Annotated in this window: 10 protein-coding genes and 1 tRNA gene; 6 read left to right on the top strand and 5 right to left on the bottom strand. The window is 39.6% G+C overall.

Going from position 1 to position 11,212, the window contains the following annotated elements; genetic code table 11:
• The first annotated feature begins 64 nt into the window (after nucleotides 1-64).
• Nucleotides 65-3,124, top strand: a complete 3,060-nt coding sequence (locus tag HS960_RS13555) for a DUF5107 domain-containing protein (RefSeq protein ID WP_182332982.1) — start codon at nucleotides 65-67, stop codon at nucleotides 3,122-3,124.
• A 46-nt stretch (nucleotides 3,125-3,170) separates the two neighbouring features.
• Here HS960_RS13555 and HS960_RS13550 read toward each other — a convergent pair.
• Together HS960_RS13550 and HS960_RS13545 are read right to left on the bottom strand one after the other, a co-directional pair.
• Nucleotides 3,171-3,244, bottom strand: a tRNA-Pro gene (locus HS960_RS13550).
• 158 nt (nucleotides 3,245-3,402) lie between these two features.
• Nucleotides 3,403-3,966: a porin family protein gene (locus HS960_RS13545; RefSeq protein ID WP_088160652.1), complete on the bottom strand. Its 564-nt coding sequence runs from the start codon at nucleotides 3,964-3,966 to the stop codon at nucleotides 3,403-3,405.
• A 355-nt stretch (nucleotides 3,967-4,321) separates the two neighbouring features.
• Between HS960_RS13545 and HS960_RS13540 the strand changes: the two genes are divergently transcribed.
• Genes HS960_RS13540 through HS960_RS13530 form a run of 3 tightly spaced genes read left to right on the top strand, consistent with a single transcriptional unit; the run spans nucleotide 4,322 to nucleotide 7,658 of the window.
• Complete coding sequence (locus HS960_RS13540) at nucleotides 4,322-4,855, top strand: RNA polymerase sigma-70 factor (protein WP_153845037.1); 534 nt, start codon at nucleotides 4,322-4,324, stop codon at nucleotides 4,853-4,855.
• A complete protein-coding gene (locus HS960_RS13535; RefSeq protein WP_182332980.1) occupies nucleotides 4,852-5,820 on the top strand; it encodes a FecR family protein in 969 nt (322 codons plus the stop codon). Before HS960_RS13540 ends, HS960_RS13535 begins: the two co-directional genes overlap by 4 nt.
• Before the next feature lie 47 nt (nucleotides 5,821-5,867).
• Nucleotides 5,868-7,658: a peptidase associated/transthyretin-like domain-containing protein gene (locus tag HS960_RS13530; RefSeq protein ID WP_153845035.1), complete on the top strand. Its 1,791-nt coding sequence runs from the start codon at nucleotides 5,868-5,870 to the stop codon at nucleotides 7,656-7,658.
• A gap of 128 nt (nucleotides 7,659-7,786) precedes the next feature.
• Here HS960_RS13530 and HS960_RS13525 read toward each other — a convergent pair whose 3' ends face one another.
• From HS960_RS13525 to HS960_RS13515, 3 genes are all read right to left on the bottom strand, one after another.
• A complete protein-coding gene (locus HS960_RS13525; protein ID WP_153845034.1) occupies nucleotides 7,787-8,236 on the bottom strand; it encodes a KTSC domain-containing protein in 450 nt (149 codons plus the stop codon).
• A 55-nt stretch (nucleotides 8,237-8,291) separates the two neighbouring features.
• Nucleotides 8,292-8,513 carry a VF530 family protein gene (locus HS960_RS13520; RefSeq protein ID WP_153845033.1) on the bottom strand — a complete coding sequence of 74 codons (222 nt, stop codon included), beginning with the start codon at nucleotides 8,511-8,513 and terminating at the stop codon, nucleotides 8,292-8,294.
• A gap of 82 nt (nucleotides 8,514-8,595) precedes the next feature.
• Nucleotides 8,596-9,114, bottom strand: coding sequence for an NADPH-dependent FMN reductase (locus HS960_RS13515; protein ID WP_153845032.1), 519 nt, complete (start codon nucleotides 9,112-9,114; stop codon nucleotides 8,596-8,598).
• Between the two features lie 214 nt (nucleotides 9,115-9,328).
• Here HS960_RS13515 and HS960_RS13510 point away from each other — a divergent pair, with 214 nt between their 5' ends.
• Together HS960_RS13510 and HS960_RS13505 are read left to right on the top strand one after the other, a co-directional pair.
• Nucleotides 9,329-9,886: an RNA polymerase sigma factor gene (locus HS960_RS13510; protein WP_153845031.1), complete on the top strand. Its 558-nt coding sequence runs from the start codon at nucleotides 9,329-9,331 to the stop codon at nucleotides 9,884-9,886.
• 192 nt (nucleotides 9,887-10,078) lie between these two features.
• The gene (locus HS960_RS13505) at nucleotides 10,079-11,179 is read left to right on the top strand and encodes a FecR family protein (RefSeq protein ID WP_153845030.1); all 1,101 of its coding nucleotides are present in this window, start codon (nucleotides 10,079-10,081) and stop codon (nucleotides 11,177-11,179) included.
• Nucleotides 11,180-11,212: the final 33 nt, after the last annotated feature.

Below are 11,212 nucleotides of genomic sequence, written 5' to 3'. Positions count from 1 at the left end.
ATCGGACAAATCAACGATTTGGGGAATGCCATTAAAATTGTGAAATTTTTAAATTAAAACGCCAATGAAAAATTGGATTATGTTATGGGCAATGGGCAGCTGTGTGCTCGGAGTTTTTGCACAGCATCCGGCAAAGGTTTCTGAGCTTAAGAAACGTTATGTAACCTATCCCTTTACGGATCCGGATCCCATAGCTTCAGCTCAAAAGTTGTATCCTTATTTCCGCTTTGACGGTTTTACAAATACGGCTATTGAAAAGGATTGGAAAACCGTTATCCTGGAAAACGATTATATTCGGGTACAGGTGATGCCAGAGATCGGTGGGAAAATTTGGTCGGCCTATGATAAGGTCAATAAGCGGGACTATATTTACAACAATGGCGTTGTGAAATTTAGGGATATTGCCATGCGGGGACCATGGACGAGTGGTGGTATCGAAGCTAATTATGGTATTATTGGACACACGCCCAATACTTCTACACCGGTCGATTACCTTACGCAGGAAAATGCGGATGGAAGCGTAAGTTGCTTTATCCATGCCTATGATATGCTGAGCCGTAGTAACTGGACCTTGGAGATCCGGTTAGAAAAAGACAAAGGTTATTTTTCTACACGCTCCTTTTGGTATAATGCCAATGCGGTTGAACAACCTTATTATACCTGGATGAATCTGGGTGTTGCTGCGGGACAAGATCTGAAGTTTTTGTATCCCGGAAATCAATATATAGGTCATGATGGGGATGTGCATGCCTGGCCTATCGATAGCCAGGGACGGGATCTTTCTAACTATAGCGAGAATGCTTTTGGCAGTTCTAAATCATATCATGTATTGGGCGCGCATAGCAATGCTTTCGGGGTTTACTATACAGATCATAATTTTGGAATGGCCCGTTATGCCCTCCGTGAAGATAAATTAGGGAAAAAGATATTTCTTTGGTCGCAGGCTGGAGATGGCAAGATCTGGGAAAATTTACTGACTGATCAGAGTGGGCAATATGTGGAAATCCAAAGTGGACGTCTGTTCAATCAAAATGTTCCTTCCAGCAGCCAGACCCCCTTTAAACAGCTTGGTTTTGCTCCTTATCAAAGTGACAGTTGGACGGAATACTGGATGCCATTTTCAGGGATAGGAAAACCGAAGGAGATACAACTTTCAGCAGCAATTCAGATAAAACGTGAGGACAATAAGCTATTATTGGATCTTGATCCAAAGCGACCTTTAAAAGATAGTATATATGTGCTTGATAGCATAGGTACTGTATTAAATCGAAGTTTTATTGAAGCTCAATTGGGCGAGCCTACCAGATTATCCTTGATTGTAGCAACCGACTCAAGACCTCGCTATCTGAAATTGGGACAGGATTATTTTAATCTCAGAACCGATACATCTTGGTCAAAACTGAATAGACCCACTGTAATTTCAGCGGAAGTAAGCTTAGATACGGGGCAGACCAAATTATTGGAGATACGTGATCTCATTCGCTTTAGGCAATATACGCTTGCGGAAGTAAAATTAAAGGAACTGATCCAGCATGGCGCTACTTCGCAGACCTACCTTGAAATGGCCAAACTGGCCTGGTTTAAAATGGAATATGAGCAATGTTATGCCTATGCCCGGCAAGCATTGTCTATGGATACTTATGATGCACAGGCAAATTATTACTATGGTTTGGCAGCGATTAAGCTAAAAAAAGATAACGATGCTTTAGATGGTTTTGAAGTCGCTTCATTAAATCCAACTTGGCGAAGTGCTTCCTTTGTGCAAATGGCCAAATATTACTATCGGATTAAACAATATGAACGTGCAGGGGATTATATCGCAAAAGCTGTGGTTGCCAATCCGCTAAATATAGATGCCTTGCAGATGGACGTGTTGGTTCAGCACAAAAAAGGAGCTGTAACAGATCGTCTTTCCCATCAGACAATTCTCCAATATGATCCGTTTAATGCTTTTCTCCAATTTGAGGAAAAGAAGACATTTTCATCCAGGCAAGAGTTTGCCGCTGAAAAGCTGATGGAACTGGCGATATGGTATGCTGATCTTGGAGAATCTGAATCTGCCACCGATCTACTCCGCTCGGGACAGAAGAATACGGAAGCTTTAATTTGGCTAGCTTGGCTGACACGATCGAATAAGTCGATCAGTCAGGAATGGTTAAATCAGGCAACGCAAAGTAAGCCCGCTTTTGTCTTCCCATTTCGAGAAGAAAGTAATCAGGTATTCCAATGGGCAAAAGAGAAGAGTAAAAGTTGGACTATCGATTATCTGACTGCACTATTGTATCGTTTCAGGAATCAACCCCAAAAAGCAAGAGAAATTTTGTCGGCAGTAGCGCAGGAGCCAAAAGATTTTGCGGCCTATTATGCACTGAAATCAAGTTTGCAAGATACGAGCCGCATAGATCTAGCGGTACAGATGATGCAGCAGGCAACCTTGATGGAACCACAAGAATGGCGATATGGGCTACATTTGGTGGAGCTCCTAAACAATAGTCAGTCTTATAAAGAAGCGCTTAAGGTGAGTACAGCATATCATCGCAAATTTCCGAAGAATTATATACTAACCCTGGCACAGGTACGTGCATTGTTATTGGGGAAAGAATACATGCGGGCTGAGAAAGAATTGGAAGAGGTGACGATACTTCCATTTGAAGGCGCAACTGAAGGCCATCGGTATTATGTACAGACCAAATTAATGCTGGCCTACCAATTTATCCTTGAAAAGAAATATAAAGAGGCAAAGTTGAAAATTGCGGAATCGAGATTATGGCCCATGAATTTGGGCGTTGGTGAGCCTTATTCCGATGAAAAAAATGAAATATTGGCCGACTGGCTTGAACTGCATTTGCAGCAAGGGAATAATCGGGGAAATCCAGATCTTTTGAAAAAAATTGCCCATAGTAAACCTTCAAAAAACAGGTATGAACTGATGCTTCGCGAACTTGCAGAAGAACAATTAAAGCTGTCGAAAGGGGAAGGATCTGCCGCGAAGAAGGATGATTTAAAAGGAATGATTCCTTCGGATCATGATCTTCTCAAGCAGATTAAAGAAGGAACCCTTGCAAGTTATTGGCCGGTATTGATCCGAAAAATCTATTTTGAACAGGATCAACGTTTATTCTGATGACAGAAGGGAGAATGAAACAGACGTTAATCATAAAGGAAAAAAGTCGGGATGGCCGGATTTGAACCGACGACCTCCAGCACCCCATGCTGGCGCGATACCGGGCTACGCTACATCCCGTTTATTCCAATTTGATCGAAAGTCGTATTTAAATAGGACGATTAGCTGGAATAATTTTTTGGTAGGGCTAAAATAATAATTATTGACAAAAAATAAAATGTAAAAAAAAAAACGCCATTCGATTTAGAATGGCGTTTTTCTTCGCTAATAGATGCTGATTAGAACTTATAACCGACCATAATGCCGATAGTTTTATTTTTTGCATCTAAGGTTTTGTCGATACTCGTAAAACCATGGCTGTAATAAGCATCTAATGTAAGGTGACTGATATCTACACCGATCCCCACTCTGCCATCGAATGAAAATTTCTTATAATCGGTATTTGCGCTGGACTTCACTGTTTTTACATCATAGTTTAACTGCGGCCCCAATAGCCCACGGAGGTTGAAGTCGCCATTTTCCAAAAATTTATAACCGACCTGTAATGGTAGATTTATTTGATAGAATTTAGGTGTTTTCTGCACATTTTCGAAGGTATATTCTTTACGCAACAGACTGGCACCGATTCCAGGCTGGAAGAAAACGCGATCTCCTATACGGGCAAATCCTGCTACTGATACGCCGACTTTGCCATTATTATCTTTGACAGACTTGTTACCAAAGGAACTCATATGATAATTGCTTCCGACCTGTAAACCATAAGTGATATCTTGCGCTTGTGTAGTACCTGCAATTCCTAATAATGTCAATCCCAACAGGGCTACTTTGAATGTTGTTTTCATTGTCAAATTATTTTTTGTGATCAATTGTATGTTGTTCTTTCCTTTATGACAATGGAAAATCCGTATACCCTTAGAAAAAAAAATATTTTATAAAATAGATGGCTTACCTTTAGTCGTCACAGACGCCTTTTTATAAAGTTTCTTGGGCAAATATCATTTGACAGATGGGAGGATGTACCGTACTCACCATAGCATCTATATGAAAAGAAATACGAATAGGGATAAATAAGGGATTTGAAATCATATGGTGCATGTATTGAAGTTGAAATTAAAAAAAGTGAAAAATTTGTAAGGGTAATAGTCTATTGGGGTGTCTTACTAATAGAGCGGATTATTTAAACAATAGAATTGATCAATGTCGGAAAATAAAGAGAAGAATTTTGAGCAGCTATTTCGGGCGCACTACAAAGAGTTACATCGTTATGCCTACCGGTATCTAGGCGATAGTGATGTGGCGGAAGAGGTTGTGCAACAGGTGTTTTTGCGGCTTTGGGAACGCGATTGGGAGGAGCAGATACATACTTCATTAAAAGCGTATTTATATCGGGCTATTTATAATGAAAGTATGAATGTGCTGAAAAAAGAGCAACGTAAGCTAAAATATCAATCCCACGAACAGCATAGACAGGATTTTGTACCTGCGGTTGATGAAAGTACGCGGGATTTGAACGAAAAGCTACAGGTGGCATTGGCGGAATTACCTGAAAAAAGCCGGACGGTCTTTGAGTTAAGCCGTTTTCAGGAAATGAAATATAAGGATATCGCAGTAACCCTGGATCTGTCGATAAAAACTGTTGAGGGACATATGAGCAAGGCACTGAAGCATTTGCGTATCGAACTTATGGATTATTTAACATTGATTATTTGCTTTCTTATCTATACGCTATGAATAAGGAACTGTTAGAAAGATATATCATTGGTGAGACCAATGAAGTAGAGAATATCATGATACAAGGTTGGTTAGAAGAAGACGCTAACAATAAGGAGGAGTACATAAAAATGAAAAAAATGTGGGATAGTTTGCCTAAACCCCTGGATGTTCCTGATGTGAACATAGATAAGGCTTGGGCTGACTTCAAAATTGTGCGAGATAAAAGAGCGGCAGAAGCTGCGGTAATCCCCCCAAAAAAGACTTCTGTAATTCAATGGAGCTGGTGGTTAGCAGCCAGTATCTTGGTCTTTTGTGCAGTAGGATTCTATGTGTTTGATCAATCTCATCGTGAGGAAATGTTTGTTTCGAGTATGGAGCAAGTACGACAAGATTCCCTACCTGACGGTTCGGTAGTTACCTTAAATAAAAATACGGAACTGGCTTATTCAAGCAGATGGACCAATAAAAATAGAAATGTGGCATTGAAGAGAGGGGAAGTGTTTTTCCAGGTTCACAAGGATAAAAAACATCCCTTTGTCATTGAGACAGGTAAAACCAAAATTACGGTATTGGGCACCAGTTTTAATGTGCGCCGAACATCAGATGCGACGGAAGTTATTGTTGCTACAGGATTGGTTAAAGTCGGTTATGCAAATAAGGAAGTCTTTTTGCGACCACAACAAATGATTACAATCCGGGATAGTGATACAATAAAAGTAGGAAAGGAACCTGTCAAGGATCAATTTTATAAATATTACGTGGATCGTGTGTTTGATTTTGAGAATACCCCATTACAGCGTGTTGTTGAGTTGCTAAATCAAGCTTATGCATATAAGATTATTATTGACCATCCTGCTGATCAGAAATTATTATTGACAGCAAAATTCGAACAAAATAGTTTAACTGAAATTTTGAAAGTCATTTCTAGCACATTTGGATTAAAAGTAAATGTGAAAGACAGAGAGATTCATCTGACGAGGTGAGCCAACAGATAGATATATTTTCAGAACAAAATTGTATAGAAAACAACATGATACTATTTTTTATAAAGAGGGTAGAGCTTTATCTCTTAATTTTAATGCTGTGTTCGTTCCATTTGGGAAGGGCACAGCAAAAGCTCGCTGCAGCGATTCAAATACCAGCCTTTCCAGAGACTACTGTAGGCGAAGTTTTTCGCTTGTTGAAGGAGCAGCAGGATGTATTGTTCTCCTTTAATGGAAATATCCTACAGACAGACAGTGTGATTCATACTAAGGCCTTCAAAGGGAATTTGTATGATTATCTGGATCGGATTTTGGGAAAGGAATATAGTTTTAAAGAACTTGGAAGGCATATTATTATTCAATATACACCTCAGCGGATGTCCGTGGAGTTTGAAGTGAAGACACCTAATAAAAACAAAGTTGTTATAGCGGGGTATATCAAAAATATTCGGACTAATAATCCGATTTCCAATGCCAGTATCTTTGATCGAAGTGCTTTATTGTCTACGTTGACGGACCAAAATGGCTACTTTGAGTTGGACGTAAAGAAAAAAAGTAATCTCATTGCAGTGAACGTTAGTAAGGAGGCTTTTCGGGACACCAGTGTTATGGTGATTTTTCCGATAGAAGCGCAAATTGGCGATAAGAAGAAGCGTGAATACGGCTATTTTGAAGGGTATGAAGAAGATCATGGTCTTTATCGATCTTTTTGGGGACGGGTATTTCTGTCTCCTGCCCAAAAGATCCAAAGCATGAATTTAGGCGGGATGTTTTTGTATAGCCCATACCAAATTTCGATGACACCGGGATTAAGTACACATGGTTTTATACAATCGCAAATTGTGAATAAATTTTCCATAAACATTATTGGTGGATCTACTGCGGGGGTAAAAGGTATTGAGCTTGGTGGCGTATTTAATATTAATCAATATGATATGCAAGGCTTGCAAATGGGCGGTGTTTTCAATGCCGTTGGGGGAAGTGTGCGTGGCGTACAACTTGCCGGTGTAGGAAACCGTGTGTTCGGAGAAATGAAAGGTTTGCAAATGGCAGGCGTCTTCAATGGTGTGGGAGGAAATGTAAGTGGGGTACAGATCGCCGGTGTGGGAAACCATGTTTCCGGGGAAGTGAAAGGTCTGCAAGTAGCGGGTGTTTTTAACAAAGCGGATACGGTTAGAGGTGTTCAAATCGCTGGTGTTGTAAATTTAGCCAATGAGGCTCCAGGAACGACACAGCTTGCTAGCATACTTAACAATAGCGAATCGACTGTTGGAAGTCAAGTAGCAGGCATCGCCAATAAAGCAAAAAAAGTAAAAGGATTTCAATTGGCAGGTATCGTTAATATTGCTGATAGTAGTGATTATCCCATTGGTCTGCTTAATTTTATTAAAAATGGTGAGAAGAGTCTTTCAGTAGCGGTCAATGAGGATAGCTATCTCGGACTACAATTTCGTTCAGGTGGTCGGGTACTCTATAGTATATTATCGATCAATAGGGCACTCGATGGCAACAGACCGGATAAATATGCCTTTGAAGCAGGTTTAGGTGCAGTATTGATCAATAGGACCAAGTTTAGCCTGCGTACGGAAATAGCTACACGTAATTATCTGACAGAGAAATTTAAAAGCCTGGATAATCATCAGTCGTCGCTGCGGGTAATTCCGGCGTTTAAACTAAGTGAGCGCATGTCTATATTTGTTGCTCCCAGCCTGAACTATGCGGAGAGGGATGAAAATACAATTTCTGGTGGTAGCACGGTATGGCGAGCTTGGCGGAGAGACCGTACACGAAATACATTTTATGGAGGTGGAATGGCAGGTCTTATGTTAAAATTATAAAACTAAAAACTATTTGGCAATAGCGCTGTTCTATAGATAGCTTTTAAACATTTAACATTTTACGTAAACGCCCTATATCAATCTGATAGAGGGCGTTTATCTTTGTATAGCGGATGAAAGAACAGTGTTTAAGCGACTGTTGCAGTCTTTAATACATTACGGTAAGGATAAGAATGGAAGATGTGTCTGCGAGCAAATCGACCTAAAGAATCTGCGTTTACAAATTTAATATAGTCATTCCGCTGAACACCAAAATATTCATATTGACTGCCGTCGTGAAAAGTGACTGTCAATATTTGTCCTTTCCAGTCAATATCCTGAATACCAGAATTGGTAATTGTCTCCGTGTAGATCGGTAACTGTTGCTCTAATGTTTCCGGACAGATGCTTACCAGGAAATGGTAGGCTTCAATCATTTCCACACTTTTTTGCTCTGCAGCCAAACGACCTTCTTCATCATTGACAAATTTATCTGGATGACATTCTTTCATGATTGTCCGGTAGGTAGATTTCAGGGTTTTAAGATCCACAGATTTCTCTACGTTAAGTAACTTCCGGTAGTCGGCAATTTTTTTCATGGCGGCAAAGATATGCTTAATAATCAGATTATTCGTTATGAAATATGAAAAAAACTTATTTCTTCAACAAGGTTTTTACATAGAGCTGTTCAACCTTCTCTCTAGCCCAATGTGTTTTCCTTAAGAAAGTTAGGGAAGATTTGACACTCGGATTGTCATTGAAGCATCGGATGGATATGCGTTGTCCCAACTCTTCCCAACCATAATACTCCACTAAATATTCAATGATGGTGTCGAGCCTTTTTCCGTGTAATGGATTATTAATTTGTTCTTGCATGTCGTAAAGATAATAATCTTCAAATTATGGATTGCGCTAATTTTTATGGTTTGGATGAAAATGGAGCAGAACTTAATGGGTATTAATATTCATTAAGTTGTGTTGCCAGCTTTTCTAGTTCTAAATTGAGCTGTTCGTCCCAAATTGCTCCCGTAGCATCCAGCTTTCCTTTGACTCCTTGTATGAGCAGATTTCTTTTTTCGTCAATTTGAGCTCCTAGTCCCTGCAGGATACGTTGTAGTTCAACATGTGCTGTTTCGCCTTGCGCTGCTGCGGTAATGATACTAACGGGCTTATCGGTGAAAACCGTAGTTGCTGCGCACCACTCGAGTAGATTTTTTAATCCACTGGGCACACTGAAAATATATTCGGGGCTGCTTATCAATACGATGTCAGCATCATGAATTACCTGACGGAGTGCAATAATTTCAATAGGTGGATGGGACTGGCTCTCTTCAGGATCAAAATGAGGCAGTTCTTTAAGGCGGTCAAATAGGGTGAAATGGATATCGGCATTAATCTCCTGTTGGAGGTGACTTACAATATGATGATTGGATGAATGTGCACGGGCACTACCTACAATGGCAAAAATAGTTTTCATGTGAGTTTAAATCTAGTCAACGGCTGTATACTGCTGCTTTGTTTTTACTTTTTATATTCTTAATGAAGGAACTAAATTACAATATTCAATTCAAACGATTTACTTTGTTCTTCGCTTCAATGTAATTTTTCGTTTCTTTCTCCTTTTACCGATTAAGTTTATACTTTTGGAACTGAGGACTTATATTAGCTTTTTTCGGATTATATGCTTTATTATGAGAAATAAAATGGGGTACCGCTTATTGTGGGAGCGTATTCGTACTGGAGACGAGACGGCTTTCTTTGATCTTTATGCGGCGCTCTATCAAGAGCTTGTTAATTTTGGAATACGCACCTGTGGCGACAGTGACTTGGCAAGTGAAGCAACCGATCAGGTATTTGTTAAAATTTGGGAGAAAAGAGAACAGCTAGATCGGGTAGAAAATGTACAGTCCTATCTCATTACTTTTTTAAAAAGACGTATCCTACGTCTACTAGAGAAACAACATAGGATAAATACCGCCCTTCAAAATGTAAAAGCGGAAGATGATTGGGTTGAGATGCCTTATGAGGAGTTTGTTATCAAAGTACAGACGAATGAAATTATACAGATCCGTTTAAAGGAAGCGTTGGAGAAGTTGTCTTTTCGTCAGAAACAGCTGGTGAATCTGAAGTTTTTTGAGGGCTATTCCTATGAAAAAATAGCTGAAACTACGCAGATGTCCGTGAAAACTGCCTACAATACGCTTTATGATGCTTTAAAGATTCTGAGGGAGGAATTGAAAGATATTTAAGTTTAATTTGTTGTTCTCCCTTTGAAGATTCAATAATCGCATAGAAATGCGCTTAAATCTATTGTAAAATGCCATCCTTGTATTTTCTTTAAAAAAAATAATAATCTGATTTTCAGGTTTTTGTGAAATATTTTAAATTTTCTTTAGGCAAAATAACTCCTTTTGGGCACTATAGAGTAAATACCCAAAAGAATGAGCCAAAAAGATTATAAACAGTTAGAAGATTTTTTGATTGACGATACCTTTCAAAAGTATTGTTCGGGAGAAGATAAGAACTGTATTCTCTACTGGCAACAATATAGTCTGAACCATCCAGAACAAGCGGAGACGATTCTGAAAGCCAAACGCCTATTTCAACTCTTGGTTGGCAACCGTAGACCTGTGAATGAGCAATTGGAAAAATTGAAGACAGATCTGCAGAATGCTCCAGTAGAACATCGCTTGCCCTATCGGTTTAACTGGCCTAAATGGGCAGCCATTGCTGCTGTGTTTGTCGCTTTGGTATCGGGTGGTGTTTGGTATTATGCTCAACCGGGCAAAGTTGATACGACATTACCAATAAGCGCAATTGGCCAGGTGTATCAAACAAAAAATGGTGAAAAAAAGACCTTCGAATTAAGTGACGGAAGTACTGTTACGTTAAACTCTGCGAGTAAACTGGAGTTATCGGCAGATTTCAATCAGGAATTGCGTGTGGTGCGGCTTGCGGGTGAAGGTTATTTTCAGGTGGCCAAGAATAAGGATAAACCTTTTGTGGTACAAGCATCTGATTTTGATATCAAGGTCCTGGGAACAACATTTAATGTGAAGAGTTATTCCGATGAACCTACAGCAGAAGCACTGCTTGTAGAGGGTTCGATTGAAATGACGAGCAAAGGACAGCGTGAAAATTCTGTTGTCATCAAGCCGAACCAAAAAATCACGATCTTTAAGAATCAAGCAGAAATAGCAGTCGCTCGTAAAACCAATAAACCAACAGCGAGCAAATTACCGATTAAGGAGATTGCCATAGAGAACATCCCTACAGTAGAATCCAATACAGCTGAAATACCAGATATTGCATGGCGTGAAAATAGATTAGAAATCGTGGACCAAGATTTTGAATCGCTTCGCCGGACGTTGGAACGCTGGTATGATGTGGATATCCAAATCCAAAATGATCAATTAAAACAATATCGCTTTACAGCAACCTTTGGTAAGGAGGGTATTACTCAGGTACTGAGTGCTTTGCAGAGCGTTGAACCTTTTAAATTTAATGTATATGGGAGAAAAATAACTATATCAGAAAAGTAAAAAGGATGGCGGACCAACACCATCCTTCATTGA

Origin of the sequence: Sphingobacterium paramultivorum (assembly GCF_014109745.1) — a bacterium.
Classification (GTDB): domain Bacteria; phylum Bacteroidota; class Bacteroidia; order Sphingobacteriales; family Sphingobacteriaceae; genus Sphingobacterium; species Sphingobacterium paramultivorum.
This window is presented reverse-complemented; position numbering and strand designations above follow the sequence as displayed.